Below are 14,313 nucleotides of genomic sequence, written 5' to 3' on the forward strand. Positions count from 1 at the left end.
AAAGCATGGAACATTCCACGCTTTTTAACTCACCTCTTCACTGTTTTTCTTTACTGGCCCAGGTGCACGCGGCGGACACCACTTCGCTCACCGCTGGTGCAGCGCACAATGTAAAAACCAGAGGGTAGGCGGCTCACATCAATGTTAGCAGCCTTGTCGCCCGAAATCATATCCTTAGTCAGCACAGGACGGCCTTCATCATCGTTGACTTCTACCCGCACCGGACCAGGTATGTCGGTGCGCACAGTCAAACGCTTGCTGACGGGATTTACCTCTGCCTTCACCTTGACGGCGTCGGACGAGCTAGCAGGAGTAGTCAATTTGTCTGTTACCAAGGCAATCGTTTCGGTCGCAGGCTTTGCTGTAACTGCTACCTGACCACTAGCAGTTTGTGCATTAGCAGCAGTAGCTAAGGCTATGCATAGCACACCTGCTAGCATCGATATAACTATTTTCATATCATTTTTACATTTACTATGTTCAAAAGATGTATTAACAGCAAAAATACGAATTGCATTTATTGGTGATGCAACATCTGTTAGGTTGCCTTAAATAGAAGCAAAACAACTGCCAAGAATAAGCTTATAGTGAACTATCTCTCCTATGCATGTCCACAGCCAATATGTCCTCCTGTACAGAAATAAATATTTATTTTCTTCTACCTATTGTGGATATATCAAATCTTCTCTTACCTTTGCAGCTCAATTCTATCGGGGTGTAGCGTAGCCTGGTATCGCGCCAGCATGGGGTGCTGGAGGTCGTAGGTTCGAATCCTGCCACTCCGACAGAAGAGCTTCCGGCTCGAAAAGCCGCCGAACTTTGGTTCGGCGGCTTTTTTCGGCCGATAGCGAAAATTTTCCTGATCCGCTGTGTGCGCAGGCTGCACCAGCAACTCGGGGTGTAGCGCAGCCCGGTAGCGCGCGTCGTTCGGGACGACGAGGCCGTAGGTTCGAATCCTGCCACCCCGACTTTTCTTTGATTCAGGCTATAAAAAACGGCCCGCTGAGCTTTGTGCTTAGCGGGCCGTTTTTGTTGAAAAGGTTAATCCTGCCCGTAGTGATTATTTCACCACCGCTAGCACCTCTGCCGGTGCGTCAGTAGGAAACTGCTCTAGGTAGGTTTTGGCAGAAGTTAATTTCTGCTTCTGCATGAAGTTTTTCACGCCCGAGTAGAGCTTATCCGGCGCTACCATATAGCTGGCCTCTATACGCGCTTGCACCACGCGCTGGCCAGCCGGGAATGTGCGGTAGCGGTAGTCAGCGGGTAGCTTCTGAGAAACTGTATCGGCAACCACTAGGCCTATAAAAGCCCGCACGGTGTCGTCGGAGGCTTCTGGGTCGCTGTAGTAGATGTTGCCTAGCGAGCCACGCAGCTGGCCGTTGTCGAGCACCTGCTGGGCTTGCCGAAACAGCGGGCCGAACTCGGCGCTGCTGGCTTTACCCTCGAAATAGCGACCCGCTAGGTAGATGGGCTGCGTAGTAGTCGTGAGTTGTACATATGGATTGCGGAAACCGCCTAAATAGGCATACCACACGGCCACGCTTAGCGATACAAGTAACAATCCTAAGAAAAGCCAACGAGTCATAGATAGTGGATTTGTGAAGTGGTGAAATTATGAAAGCTTAGGAGAGAAGCGACGTGCGATGAATCGATACGCAATTCACAACTTCACCATTCACAAGTTCACTATTCATTTACATACTGCATCTGGTAGAGCTGGGCGTAGAAACCGCCGCGGCGCAGTAGCTCCTCGTGCGTACCAGATTCCTGAATCTCGCCCCGATCCAGCACAATGATCCGGTCGGCTTTTTGGATGGTGCTAAGGCGGTGGGCAATGACCAGCGATGTACGGCCTTCCATCAGCTTATCAATGGCAGCTTGGATCAGCTCTTCCGTTTCAGAATCGACAGAAGAAGTAGCCTCGTCTAGAATGATGATGCGCGGCTGGTAGACCATAGCGCGCACGAAGGAAATCAGTTGGCGCTGGCCCACCGAGAGAGTAGCACCGCGCTCCATTACTTGGTAGTGCAAGCCACCGGGTAGGCGTTCGATAAAGCGGCGGGCCCCCACTAGCTCAGCGGCTTCCCATATTTGCTCCTCCGTAATATCCTTGTTGCCGAGCGTGATGTTATCGGCAATGGAACCCGCAAACAGGAACACATCCTGCAGCACTACCCCAATCTGCTGGCGTAAGGCCTTCAGGTCGTACTCTTGCAGATCGTGCCCATCAATGCTGATGGTGCCTTTGTTGATATCGTAGAAGCGGGAGAGCAGGTTGATAATGCTGGTCTTGCCCGCGCCGGTGGCGCCCACAAACGCAATAGTTTGCCCAGCCTGCACTTCAAAGTTGATATCCTTAAGCACGTAGTTTTCCTCGTTGTAGGCAAACCACACATGGTCGAAGCGCACATCGCCGCGCAAGGTAGGCGGAGCGTAGGTGCCATTGTCGGCAATAAGTTCTTTGCTGTCGAGCAGCTTCAACAGGCGCTCCGTGCTTACAAGGCCAAGCTGCAGGGTATTGAAACGGTCGGCAATCTGGCGTATTGGCCTAAAAAACAAGCCATTATACAAGATAAAAGCAATCAATGCTCCTTTCGTGATGGTACCCTCAATTTGTCCCTGTGCCGCATACCACACCAGCAGGCCGATGCCTACGGCGCCCAATACCTCGGCCACCGGATAGTACACCGAGTAGTACAGAACAGACTTAATGTTGGCCCGGGTGTGTTCTTGGTTGATCTTCTCGAACTTTTGCAGCTCGCGGTCCTCGTTGTTGAAGATCTGTACCACACTCATACCCGTGAGGTGTTCCTGCACAAAGGAATTGAGGCTGGCCACGGCCGTGCGTACCTCCTGAAACGACTTTTTTACTTTCTCCTTGAACACATAAGTGCTGAACAGCAACGGCGGAATCACGGACAAGCTTACCAACGTGAGGCGCCAGTCGATGTAAAACATGAAGCCGATGATGAATACCAGCTGCAGGATGTCACCAATCATGGCCGCCAGTCCCTCGCTGAACACATCGGATAATGTTTCTACGTCGGAAATATTGCGCGTCACAAGCACGCCGATGGGCGTACGGTCAAAGAATTTCAGGCGCAGGTCGAGAATGTGCTTATAAAGGTCTACCCGAATATCGCGCACGATATACTGGCCTAGCCAGCCGCCATAATAGGTTTGCAGATAGCTTACAATAGTGTGCGCCACGAGCAAGCCAATCAGCCAGATAAACATGCGGTTTACGCCTACCATGTCGCCTTGGTCGATGCTCACATCGACCATTTTCTGAATCAGGAAGGGGCGCAAGGTGCCCAAAGCCGCTGTGGCAATGGTTAGGAAGATCAGAAAGTAGAAGACGCGCCGGTAGGGCCGTACATACGTCATCAGCCGGCTCAGCACCTGCCAATCGAAGATATTGCCGGTTTTGGTGGCAGTAGTGGTTTGCTCCACGGAATATAAACTTGAAGGGGAATCGATTAGCTAACCACTAGTATACGGGGAAGGTTATGGGTATCGACTGCTGATTATGCTGGAACTGTCTTCCTGAGCGAAGCAAAGAATGACCGACGCATTTTAACCGCCCTACCCCGCGAAATACGGCAGACCCGTGGGCAGTAACTCCGTAGGCACCAGTCCCGCCGGGTACTCTACCCGGCACAGAAACAACCCCTGCGCCTTAGCCGCGCCGCTAGCGTGTACTCGGTTCAGCGACGCAAACACCTGCCGAAACTCTTCAGGAGTCAACTTGCCTTTGCCTACCGTGAGCAGGGTGCCTACCACCAGCCGCACCATACCCCGCACAAAGCGGTTGGCCCTGATACGGAATACCACACCGCCCGGCGCGGGGTGCCAGCCAGCCTCGTAGCAGAGGCAGCGGTAGTGCTTTTCGCTGCCGCCTACCTTGGAGAAGCTCGTAAAATCATGGTCGCCGATGAGGTAGGCTGCGGCCTCGTTCATAGCGGCTACATCGGGGGCACGGTCGAGGTAGAGAGCGTGGGGTGCGGCAAACGGGTCGGGCACGAGGCGCACATGGTACTCATAGGTGCGTACGCGCGCATCAAAGCGGGCGTGGGCCGTGGGCGGCACCGGGTGCACTAGGTAGCCGCGCATATCGGCGGGTAGGGCGCGGTTGAGACGGTAGAGCAGGGTATCGAGGTCGAGGCCCGTGGGTAGCTCTGCGTCGAAGTGCGCTACTTGGTGGCTGGCATGCACCCCCGAGTCGGTGCGGCCACTACCCAGCGAGTACACCGGCTGCCGCAGTATCTGCGACAAGCACCGATCCAGCTCCTGCTGCACCGTGAGCGTGCCCGGCTGGATTTGCCACCCGTGAAAGCGCGTGCCGTCGTAGGCAAGGTGAAGAAAGTAGCGCAAAGGATAAATTGTTGAATGATTGAAGGTTGAAGGGTTGCTGTTGGTTTGACAGCACTAGTTGAGTTGTGGTAATCGAACGATCCAGCAATCAACCATTCAACCTTCAATCAACTCACTTACAGCTTCTCATAAATAGCCGCAGCCCCCTGCCCTACCCCTACGCACATAGTTACGAGGCCATACCGAGCGTTTTCGCGGCGCTGCATCTCGTACAGCAGTGTGGCCGTGATGCGGGCGCCGGCGCAGCCTAGCGGGTGCCCAATAGCAATACTGCCGCCATTGACGTTCACTTTAGCCGGGTCTAGCTCCAGGTCGCGCATGCAGGCAATGCTTTGGGCAGCAAAGGCTTCGTTCAACTCAATCAGGTCGATGTCGTTCATGGTCAACCCAGCGCGCTGGAGCACTTTCTGAGTAGCCGGCACCGGCCCGATACCCATATAGGCCGGGTCGACGCCCGCCACAGCTGAGGCCACAATGCGGGCCATCGGCTTCAGGTTATAGCGCTTTAATGCCTCTTCGCTCACCACCAGCACGGCGGCAGCACCGTCGTTGATGCCTGCCGAGTTGCCGGCCGTAACAGTGCCATTCTCAATAAAGGCTGGTTTCAGAGTGGCCAGCTTTTCCATGCTCGACAAACGTGGGTGCTCGTCGGTGTCGAACAGCGCCGTGTCGCCTTTGGGCTGAGCAATAAACACAGGCGCAATCTCCTTGCGGAAACGCCCCTTTTCGTAAGCATTCTTGTATTTGCGCTGCGTGTCGTAGGCAAACTGGTCTTGCTCTTCACGCGTGATGCCGTACTTAGCAGCCACGTGCTCAGCCGTTTCGCCCATAGTGTAGGGCAAGTGTTTGGCCGAGAGCTTGGGGTTCACGAAGCGCCAACCCAGAGTAGTATCGTGAGCGGTGAAGTCGCGGCCGAACGCCGTAACGGATTTTGCCATTACGAAGGGCGCCCGCGTCATGTTTTCAGAGCCACCAGCCAAATACACGTCGCCTTCTCCGGCCCGGATAGCCCGAAACGAATCCATAATGCTCTGCAAGCCGGAGGCACACAGGCGGTTCACAGTGTTGCCGGGCACCGATAAGGGTAGGCCGGCCAGCAGCGCCGCCATGCGGGCCACGTTACGGTTGTCTTCGCCGGCCTGGTTGGCAGCGCCCATAATTACGTCTTCGACGGCGGCAGGGTCTACGCTTTTGTTGCGGCGCATCAGCTCGCGCAATACGTGCGCGGCCATATCATCGGGGCGGACACTGCTGAGCGCGCCGCCAAATTTACCAATCGGGGTGCGGACGGCGTCCACGATATATGCTTGAGACATCAGAAGGGTTAGAAGTGCGGTTATTCCGGTCGTTGTTGGCTACTTTTGCGGCTTCGGTACCTGTTAGCACCAGCCCAAAACTGTTCAACTACAAAGATGATACAAAGAATTCAAAGCGTATTCCTGCTTTTGCTGGCCTTAGCGATGGGCAGCGTTTTATTTCTGCCTATTTGGAGTAAAACCGACCCTACCACCGGGCAGCACCTCGTGCTCACAGCCTTCGAGTTGGGCTATGCTCCCTCCGACCCAGGCATGTCCGTCTCAACCGGCACGTGGCCTATTGCCGCGTTGGCCGCAGCGGCCACTGTGGTGGCGTTCATCGAGATTTTCCAGTACCGTAGCCGTTTGCGGCAGTTGCAACTGGGCCTGCTGAACCTACTCTTCATGCTCGGCACCATCGGCACCAGCTTCTACTATTCCACTCTGGGCGAGCAAATGCTGAACCTGAAGCTCACGGGCAGTTTTCATGCCGGCTTCTACCTCCCTACCCTTGCCTTGCTGCTGAATATCCTGGCCAACCGCTTCATCCGCCGCGACGAACAGCTGGTGCGCAGCATGGACCGCTTGCGGTAGATGGCGAATAGTTGTCATTCCGAGCGTAGCGAGGAATCTGAGCAAGTTGTAGCAATGTGTAAACTCAGATTCCTCGCTATGTTCGGAATTAGTATCAACAAGAAGGGCTTCCGCGCATTGCGGAAGCCCTTCTTGTTGATACTAATTTCCTACCTCACCGCTGTTGAGTAGCACCATTCAATCGTTGCAGCTCCTGGATACTAGCTTCAAAATCGAAGACATCGTAGACGCAGCTGAAGTTCTGTGGATCGGCCACGTAGGGGTAGGCGTATTTGGCCAACGTCAGGCGGGAGCCTTCCATGCTGAGCGTTTGTAGTAAGCGCACCAGGTCGTTGGTCTGGACGCTGGTTTGGTTGATGGCCTGACGGGCTAGGCTCAGTCGAGTTTCGTCGGAGGCCGTGCGCTGCATCGACTCGGCGAGGCTTGTTATTTCCGTGGGCGTCAGCGTACGGAAACGGGTGGTGCTGTTGTAGCTGCCGTTGCCTGGGTAGTTGGGCGCGGGGCCACCCATCTGGTTGGGGTAGGAAGCATTTGGCGCTGGATACGAATCAATAGGCTGATTGCCTGCATTTGGGGGGTAGCCGTGGCCGCCAGGGTAGGCCGCGCCTGGCACGGGTTGCGGCGCGGGGCTAGCATTCGGGTATGCACTGCCGTTGCGGCGGTAATCATAATCGTCGGGGTATTGACCGTAGGGTACAGCGGGTGGGTAGGGCATTGTCTCTCCCATGCCGTAGCCGCGCCGAATAGGTGCCTCAGCTACTTTGCGCAGCTGCAAGCCGTAGCCGGGCCGAGCTAACAGTACATAGCTACTCTCTAAACCGGGGTCGAGCAGCACGCGGGTACGGTAAGCGACTACCCGCCCGTAGCCAGTCGGAATCAGAAACTCGGCCCAGTGAAAGCCCGCCGTCAGGCGGTCGATGCGCACGGCGCGGGCACCGGGCTGCGTAAGCGGGCGACCATCAAAAATCAGCTGAAATGCCACGCCGCGCTCCGACGAGAAGTTAACTACGGCCGGCGCTGCGTGTAACTCTCCGCCTAATAATAGGAGCAGTAGCAAAGCAAAAGCAGAGAGAAGCTTTTTCATGGCAGTAGAGATTAAGGAGGGGAGAAGGAAGAGCAGACTGCAGAACAATTACGTTCTATAAAAGCCAAGTATTGTGCCAAAAGCAGCTTTCTTTTTCGCCGCTGCCTTGTAGCCTTTCCTTGCCTTACAGTTGAACTAAAATACAAAAAGTCTCGGCAGTTTGCCGAGACTTTTTTTCTGACAGTGAGCCACTTACCTCCTACTCAGCAATGCGCGTCACCTTAAACTCGGTGCGGCGGTTTTGCTGATACTCGGCCTCCGTTTTGGCATTCTTGATGACGGGTCGGGTTTCACCGTAACCCTTGGCCGTCACGCGGCTGGCCTCAATGCCCTTCGACAAGATATAATCTACGGCCGATTGCGCCCGACGCTGCGAAAGCGCTAAGTTATAGGCATCCTTACCCCGCGAGTCGGTGTGGGAGCTGAGTTCGATGGTAATTTTGGGGTTGTCTGTCAGTGTCTCCACCAGCTTGTCCAGCTCCACAGCCGCATCAGGACGGATATTGGCTTTGTCGTAGTCGTAGAAAATGTTTTCGACCACGATGGCCTTATTCTTCACAATCTCAGTAAGCGTGAGCGTCACAGGGATGCGAATTTCCGTTAGGTCGTTGGTGAGCTGGCTCTGCGGGGGGCGCTTGCCTATTGTCTTCACGCCCTGACGAGCTGTGAAATATCCTGTGCGCTCAGCTACCAACGAATACGCTGTGGCTGAGTCCAGCTTCAGGCTGAACTTGCCGTTGGCATCGGCCGTCACATCCTGCAACTTCTGTCCTTTCGAGTACACTGCTACCGGTTCGCCACCGAGGGGCCGTACGGCGCCGCCGCTAGCTGGACGCGTCTGCACGGTGCCATCCACGAAGAAGACCACCTCCTTAAACATGTTGCGTTTAAAGGAGTAGAGGTCGTCGGCCCCTTGCCCGCCGCTGCGGTCTGAGGCAAACAGGCCCGTCGTGTTGGTGAGTAGGTAGGGTGCGAAGTCGTCGCCCGCGCTGTTGATGGGTGCGCCCAAGTTCTTCACTTTACCCTTCTCCACCACAAAAATATCGAGCTTGCCCAGGCCGGCATGTCCATCTGAAGAGAAGTAAAGCGTGCCGTCGGGTGCTAGAGCCGGAAAGCTTTCGTTGCCGGGCGTATTGATTTGCTCACCCAGGTTTTCGGGCGGCGAGAAACGACCATTTTCGCTTAGCTCTGCCTTATACAAATCGGTACCGCCCTGGCCGCCGCTGCGGCTGGATGCGAAGTAGAGTGTTTTACCATCGGGCGAGAACATGGGCGAGAAATCGTCGGCCGAACGGCTGTTGAGGCCCCGCGCCAGTTCCGGTTCCGTCCAAGCCCCGTTCTGGTAAGCCGACATATACAAATCGACGCTTTGCAGACCGAGTTTTGCTTGTTTCTTGGTGCCGTTGTTGGAGCGCGCAAACACCATAAAGCGTCCGTCGGGTGTGAAGGTGGCGCTGGCCTCGTGCATGTCGGTGGTGTTGATGGGAGCCGTCAGCTTGCGCACGGTGCCGCCAGTCATCGCCTGGTCGTCGTCGAACTTAATGGCATACAGGTCATTAAATCCTAAACCATTGCCCAAGTATGTTTTCCCTTCCCTACCCGACGCAAAGATTAGCTCCTTGGTTTGGGGCATGAAGGTGGCACCAAATTCGGACGAAGGTGAATTCAACTGAGCCACGGGTTGCACCTCGTCGCGGGTGCGAGTAGCGGCCAACTCCTGGCTTAGCTTGCTGTTTTTGGCTTCCAGCTCGGCGCGGGCTACCAGTGTGCGGTTGCTGCCATTTTCGGCGTAAGCCGCGAAACGTTGCGCGGCTTCATCGTAGTTGCCGTTGGTTTTCAGGGCTAATGCGTGGTAAAACGGAGCATCGGCGCTGCGTATTTTGGCGTCAAGAGCGGCCTTATAATACGGCTCTGCTTCGCCTATGCGGTTGGAAAGCCGATACGCCTCGGCAATGCGCAGATTGGCATAACCCGCATTGCGGCCCTTGGCTAAGTCCTTTTTATATAGCTCAATAGCCGGCTCGTATTCGCCGCGCGCAAAACGCTTGTCGGCCTTGCTTCCACCGCCCGCCGTAGCACAGCCCCCCAACAATCCCGCCGAACCGGCCACAGCACATAAGTAAATAAGTTTTCGCATGGATAGATTGCAGGTAGGCAAGGAAGAAGGAAACCCGGCCGGTTGACGCGGCTCAGACAAGTATACTAGGTTTTGAGAGAAATAGTGCGGCGGCAGCCCCGTGTTTCAGTGCTTTACAGTCGTATTATTTCCCCGCAAAATACCGCGCCAGCCAGGTTTCGGCGGCTGGTGCGGGCCAGGCCTGTGCCAGTTGGGCGTGGCGGGCAATGGTGTTGTCAAAGTAGGGCGTATCGGGCTGGAGCTGGCCTTCGGCTACGGCTGTGCGCAACTCGCGCCGGTCGAGCAAACGTACTTCGCCATCCACCAAGAAAGCCAGCCGCGACTTCTCCAGTAGCTCTACACCGAGAGACGTCTCCAACTCCCGCACAAACCGTACGGAAGCATCTATGGAACAGCCGCTGGCATCGGCCATGGCTTCATCCAGACCAATAACCAGAAATTGGTGGTGCAGAATAGCCGCCGAAGCGTGCAAAGTGCGGCCGTGGCTGGTCCAGGCGGCGGCAAACTGCGCCAGTGCAGGCTGCACACGCGTTAGCTCGGTATCGGTCAGGGGCCGGTTGGCCTGATATATCCAAATGCGCGCCTCGGGCGGCAATTGGTCGAAAGAAACGTACATAAGTGAAGTAGCAAAAACGGTATACCTCTAACGTACACCGCTTGTTTTTATTGACAAAGTAACAGCCCCGACGGGAAGTTCCGCCGGGGCTGTGAAAGAGGGGCACATTCCAAGCGGAGACGAGGAGTCTGTGCTTTATCATGCCTGCTATTTTAAACTCAGATTCCTCGCTACGCTCGGAATGACAGTCTACGCATTCAAGCCTTCAGCTGAGGCCACCAGCTCCGCTAGGTCAAACACCTGCACGTTGCTTTCGCGCTCTTTATTTTTCACGCCATCGGCCATCATCGTCATGCAAAACGGGCAGCCTACCGCAATGATGCTACTCTGGTCGTTTTGCTTGGGGGCGGGGGTAGCGCCTTCATTACCGCTTTCTTTGCCCTGAATGCGGGCCAAGGCTTCGGCGTTGCCGTCGAGGGTAGCCAGGGCCTCTTCGGTGCGCTCAATGTTCACGTCTTTCTTGCCGGGTTCAGGCTCTTTCCACATCTGGGCACCGCCGGCACCGCAGCATAGCCCATTGGCTTTGCTACGCTTCATCTCTACCAAGTCGGCGTCTAGGGCTTCTAGCACAGCGCGGGGCGCTTCGTAAATGTTGTTGGCGCGGCCCAGGTAGCAGGAGTCGTGGAAGGTGATACGCCGTCCTTTGTACGCCTCGCCCCCTTCCAGTTTCACCCTACCCTCATCGATAAGCTGTTGCAGGAAGGTGCTGTGGTGAATCACCTCGTAGTTGCCGCCCAGCGCCGGGTACTCGTTTTTGATAGTGTTGAAGCAGTGCGGGCAAGCCGTCACAATCTTCTTCACGTTGTAGCCCTCGAACGTGGTGATGTTCTGCATAGCCTGCATCTGAAACAGGAACTCGTTGCCAGCCCGTTTGGCAGGGTCGCCGGTGCAGGTTTCTTCCATGCCTAGCACAGCATATTTCACACCCACGTGCTCCAGAATGCGCACAAAGGCCCTGGTTACACGCTTGTACCGGTCGTCAAACGCACCGGCACAGCCTACCCAGAACAGCACTTCGGGTTCCTCGCCACGGGCGGCGAAGTCAGACATCAGCGGTACAGTTATTTGGCGTTTGGCAGTTTGTTCAGCCATATTGTTGGGAAGCTGTTAGCGAAAGGCTGTTAGCTATTCTTTTTTATAGAAGGATTGATTTCGTCCGTTGTTGGTCGTTAGGGCTAACGACTAGCGGCTAGTAGCAAACAGCTATTTTTCAGCCACGTATAGCTCATCGGCCCAGTTGAAGCGGTCGGAAGGCGAGAAGGCCCAAGGCGCACCGTTGTTTTCGATGTTCGAGAACATCACGTTCAGCGAGTTAGGCGCTGCCGACTCTTCTAGTACCAAGAAGCGGCGCATCTCAATGATGCTCTCCAGCGGGTTGATGTTCACGGGGCAGGCCTCTACGCAAGCATTGCAAGTGGTGCAGGCCCACAGTTCCTCGGGTGTCACGTAGCCGCGCAGCAGCGTGTGGTTTTCCTTGTCGAGTTGCTCCTGTGGCTCGTGCTTGGCAGCGGGACCGTAGAGCGCCGGATCGAAAATCAAAGGCGAGTTATACTTCTCCTCCATCCGGTCGCGCGTGTCCATGATGATTTTGCGCGGAGAAAGTAGCTTACCCGTCAGATTGGCCGGGCACACCGAGGTACAGCGGCCGCATTCGGTGCAGGAATATGCATGCAGTAGATTGGTCCAGGCCAAATCGTTCACGTCCTTCGCCCCAAAGGTGGTAGGGGCTGCTTCGGCTCCCTCAGAGGCTGGGGGGGTAGGCACTTGGTAGGTAGGGTCCATCATGGCTTTCACCTCGTGCGTAATGCTATCCACGTTCGAGAACTGCCCCTGCGGCATCAGTCGCGAGAAGTACACGTTCGGGAAAGCCATGATAATGTGGAAGTGCTTACTACTCGGTAAGTAGTTCAAAAACAGCAATATGCCCACGATATGCACCCACCAACCCAAGCGCTCCAGCACTAGCAGCGTGGTGGCGTTATCCGGCAATAGCCCCGTAAGCAAACCGCTGATGGGGTAGGCGCCCGGCAAATAGGCATTTTCCACCTGGTGCAGCTTCAAATCGGCAGTGTTCATCAGAAACAACGCTACCATCAGCGCTGCCTCTATGTAAAGAATGAGGTTGGCATCGAGCTTTGGCCAAGCACGCATCTCAGTGCCACGGAAACGCCGTACGGGCTCGGTGCGGTTGCGCCGCCACCAAAACGCCGCCACAGCAATGATGACCAGCGCGCTCAATATCTCATTGGTGGCAGTCAGGGCATTATAGAAACCGCCCGTGAAACCCAGTATTCGGTGCGTGTTGAACAGGCCATCAATGACAATCTCGATGACTTCAATGTTGATAACCAGAAAGCCGACATACACGATAAGGTGCAGAAGCGCCGGCGTGATACGCTTAAACATCTTCTGCTGCCCAAAGGCCACAAGTAGGGTTTTCTTGAGTCGCTCGCCTACGTCTCCGGACATATCCCGGTCGCGGCCGTGAGAAATATTAGCGCGAATCTTTCGTACCTGCCACGCAAACAGCCCAAAGCCGGCGAGGACAACGAGAAGAAAAATAATGTTCTGGATGGTCACGGAATGGAAGTAGAGTTGGTGGGACCGAAAAATACTCGTTATGCCTAACAAATTTACCCTTTTCGCCGGAAAGATTTTTCGGCAAAACAGTGCTAGCGCTTTTGAAGTACGTAAACTTACTTGAGAGAACTAGCCGCGCATATTTTTTTTCTAAGTGCTTGTATTCCTCAATCTCTTTACTACTTTTGTGCCTCCCAAGGCGCACACCGCTACCGGGAAGCTGGTAACATAGCTCAGTTGGTAGAGCACAGCACTGAAAATGCTGGTGTCGTTGGTTCGATTCCAACTGTTACCACAACAAAAAAGGCCTCGCTATGCAGCGAGGCCTTTTTTGTTGTGGTAACAGGTTCGCTACTGGCACTCCTGCACTGCTTCCGACGCGTAGAGGTAGCCTAGACGCAATGCTCGGCGGAAAAACTCGCATGCAGCGCCAGTATTTCCTTCCTGCTGCGCCAGCCTACCCAGTAGGAAGTGTACTTGCCCATTCTGCGGGGTAAGGAGCAGCACCTGCCGGTAGTCGGTGCGGGCGGCAGCATAGTTGCCTTGCTTGTAGTAAGCCAGCCCGCGGTAGGTCAGCGGCTTCACATCTACTGACCAGCCCACGGCGGCTCGTTGCCGCAAGCCCGTAGAAAAATCCCGAATGGCGCCCACAAACTGCCGCTGCTCAAACAATCGGATTTCGCCTCGCAGCAGGTAGGCGTCGCTCAATAAGGAATCTTGTTGTATGGCCTGAGTTAGGCTATTAGCTGCAGCTGGCGAAAGGCCCAATTGAAACTCGCACTGGCCTAACCGCATCCATAACGCCGCCGCGCCTTTACCCGCGGGCTCTTCCGTTAGCGCTACCTGATAATCGGCGCGGGCGGCGGCATAGTCGTGGTTGATGTACTGCGCAATCTCGCCACGGCGTCGGTGTGCGGCGGCGTAGGTAGGGCGAAAAGCAATGGCACTGGTAAAATAGCTGCGCGCAATTTTCCATTGCCGGTTGGTGTAGGCGCGTAGACCGTAGCGGTAGTTGCGCGTAGCCGATACATAGTCCAGCGTTACTTTCACTGACAAGCAAAACAGCACCAGCCCCACAATGAAACCTGCCAATAGCCACGCGTCGCGGCGAGTGAAACGGCGGCGCTTAGGAATGGGACGGTAGTAGCGCTCGGCTGCGCCGGCCGGCCGCCGGGTGCGCAGAGGTGCGGGCGGTGGCATGGGTACGCCATACACGTGCTGGCTGTGCGCGCGGTAGTGTTGGGCGCGGCGCTGCTCATCGGCCCGGCGCACGGCCATGCGCAGCTGGTGGTCGTAGGTGGCCCGCCGGCCGGGGTCCGATAGTACCTGATATGCCGCGGCCACTGCTTTAAACTCCTCCTCAAACTGCGCGCTTCCACCATGCATGTCCGGATGATACCGCACTGCCAGGCGCTTGTACGCTGCTTTTATTTCCTGCGGCGTGGCCGTGGCCGCCACACCCAGCGTGTGATAGTGATTCTGACTCAAAGTGCGGGGGTTATCAGTAAAAATAACGCAAACTTCAGACGTGATAGTTGCTTTTGCGTATGACAAACCATTTGGCTCAGCCGCTTTTCTTAACGGCTAAAACAATCTTTTGCTGTTAGCTTTATCTATCTGACCCTCTTTTTCT

12 protein-coding genes and 3 tRNA genes are annotated in these 14,313 nt (G+C 55.4%); 4 read left to right on the forward strand and 11 right to left on the reverse strand.

Going from position 1 to position 14,313, the window contains the following annotated elements; genetic code table 11:
* Positions 1-50: 50 nt before the first annotated feature.
* Entirely contained in the window at positions 51-320 is a 270-nt protein-coding gene (locus tag MUN82_RS17820) for a T9SS type A sorting domain-containing protein (RefSeq protein ID WP_245092641.1), read from the reverse strand.
* A 391-nt stretch (positions 321-711) separates the two neighbouring features.
* On the opposite strand from MUN82_RS17820, the gene MUN82_RS17825 reads away from it, so the two are divergent.
* Together MUN82_RS17825 and MUN82_RS17830 are read left to right on the forward strand one after the other, a co-directional pair.
* Positions 712-785: transfer RNA gene (locus tag MUN82_RS17825), tRNA-Pro, on the forward strand.
* A 109-nt stretch (positions 786-894) separates the two neighbouring features.
* Positions 895-968 (forward strand) — tRNA-Pro (locus MUN82_RS17830).
* 92 nt (positions 969-1,060) lie between these two features.
* Here the strand turns inward: MUN82_RS17830 and MUN82_RS17835 are convergent.
* The 4 genes from MUN82_RS17835 to MUN82_RS17850 form a co-directional block, all read right to left on the reverse strand.
* Positions 1,061-1,585, reverse strand: a complete 525-nt coding sequence (locus MUN82_RS17835; RefSeq protein ID WP_245092642.1) for a hypothetical protein — start codon at positions 1,583-1,585, stop codon at positions 1,061-1,063.
* Between the two features lie 101 nt (positions 1,586-1,686).
* A complete protein-coding gene (locus MUN82_RS17840) occupies positions 1,687-3,387 on the reverse strand; it encodes an ABC transporter ATP-binding protein (RefSeq protein ID WP_245097599.1) in 1,701 nt (566 codons plus the stop codon).
* 198 nt (positions 3,388-3,585) lie between these two features.
* Entirely contained in the window at positions 3,586-4,374 is a 789-nt protein-coding gene (gene truA / locus MUN82_RS17845; protein WP_245092644.1) for a tRNA pseudouridine(38-40) synthase TruA, read from the reverse strand.
* A 116-nt stretch (positions 4,375-4,490) separates the two neighbouring features.
* On the reverse strand, positions 4,491-5,690 hold the full coding sequence (locus MUN82_RS17850; RefSeq protein WP_245092646.1) for a thiolase family protein: 1,200 nt from the start codon (positions 5,688-5,690) through the stop codon (positions 4,491-4,493).
* Between the two features lie 96 nt (positions 5,691-5,786).
* Between MUN82_RS17850 and MUN82_RS17855 the strand changes: the two genes are divergently transcribed.
* The gene (locus MUN82_RS17855; protein ID WP_245092648.1) at positions 5,787-6,263 is read left to right on the forward strand and encodes a DUF4293 domain-containing protein; all 477 of its coding nucleotides are present in this window, start codon (positions 5,787-5,789) and stop codon (positions 6,261-6,263) included.
* 154 nt (positions 6,264-6,417) lie between these two features.
* On the opposite strand, the gene MUN82_RS17860 is transcribed toward MUN82_RS17855, so the two are convergent.
* From MUN82_RS17860 to MUN82_RS17880, 5 genes are all read right to left on the reverse strand, one after another.
* Positions 6,418-7,347, reverse strand: a complete 930-nt coding sequence (locus MUN82_RS17860; RefSeq protein ID WP_245092649.1) for a proline and serine-rich protein 1 family protein — start codon at positions 7,345-7,347, stop codon at positions 6,418-6,420.
* 199 nt (positions 7,348-7,546) lie between these two features.
* Complete coding sequence (locus tag MUN82_RS17865; protein ID WP_245092651.1) at positions 7,547-9,484, reverse strand: CHU_0125 family OmpA-like outer membrane integrity protein; 1,938 nt, start codon at positions 9,482-9,484, stop codon at positions 7,547-7,549.
* Between the two features lie 124 nt (positions 9,485-9,608).
* Positions 9,609-10,100 (reverse strand): hypothetical protein, encoded by a 492-nt coding sequence (locus MUN82_RS17870; RefSeq protein ID WP_245092652.1) that lies wholly within the window; start codon positions 10,098-10,100, stop codon positions 9,609-9,611.
* A gap of 189 nt (positions 10,101-10,289) precedes the next feature.
* Complete coding sequence (locus MUN82_RS17875) at positions 10,290-11,150, reverse strand: (Fe-S)-binding protein (RefSeq protein WP_245092653.1); 861 nt, start codon at positions 11,148-11,150, stop codon at positions 10,290-10,292.
* 153 nt (positions 11,151-11,303) lie between these two features.
* On the reverse strand, positions 11,304-12,680 hold the full coding sequence (locus tag MUN82_RS17880; RefSeq protein WP_245092654.1) for a 4Fe-4S dicluster domain-containing protein: 1,377 nt from the start codon (positions 12,678-12,680) through the stop codon (positions 11,304-11,306).
* A gap of 222 nt (positions 12,681-12,902) precedes the next feature.
* Here MUN82_RS17880 and MUN82_RS17885 point away from each other — a divergent pair.
* Positions 12,903-12,975 (forward strand) — tRNA-Phe (locus MUN82_RS17885).
* 56 nt (positions 12,976-13,031) lie between these two features.
* On the opposite strand, the gene MUN82_RS17890 is transcribed toward MUN82_RS17885, so the two are convergent.
* Positions 13,032-14,168, reverse strand: coding sequence for a J domain-containing protein (locus tag MUN82_RS17890; protein ID WP_245092655.1), 1,137 nt, complete (start codon positions 14,166-14,168; stop codon positions 13,032-13,034).
* Between the last annotated feature and the right edge of the window lie 145 nt (positions 14,169-14,313).

It is taken from the genome of Hymenobacter aerilatus, from assembly GCF_022921095.1.
Taxonomy (GTDB): Bacteria; Bacteroidota; Bacteroidia; order Cytophagales; family Hymenobacteraceae; genus Hymenobacter; species Hymenobacter aerilatus.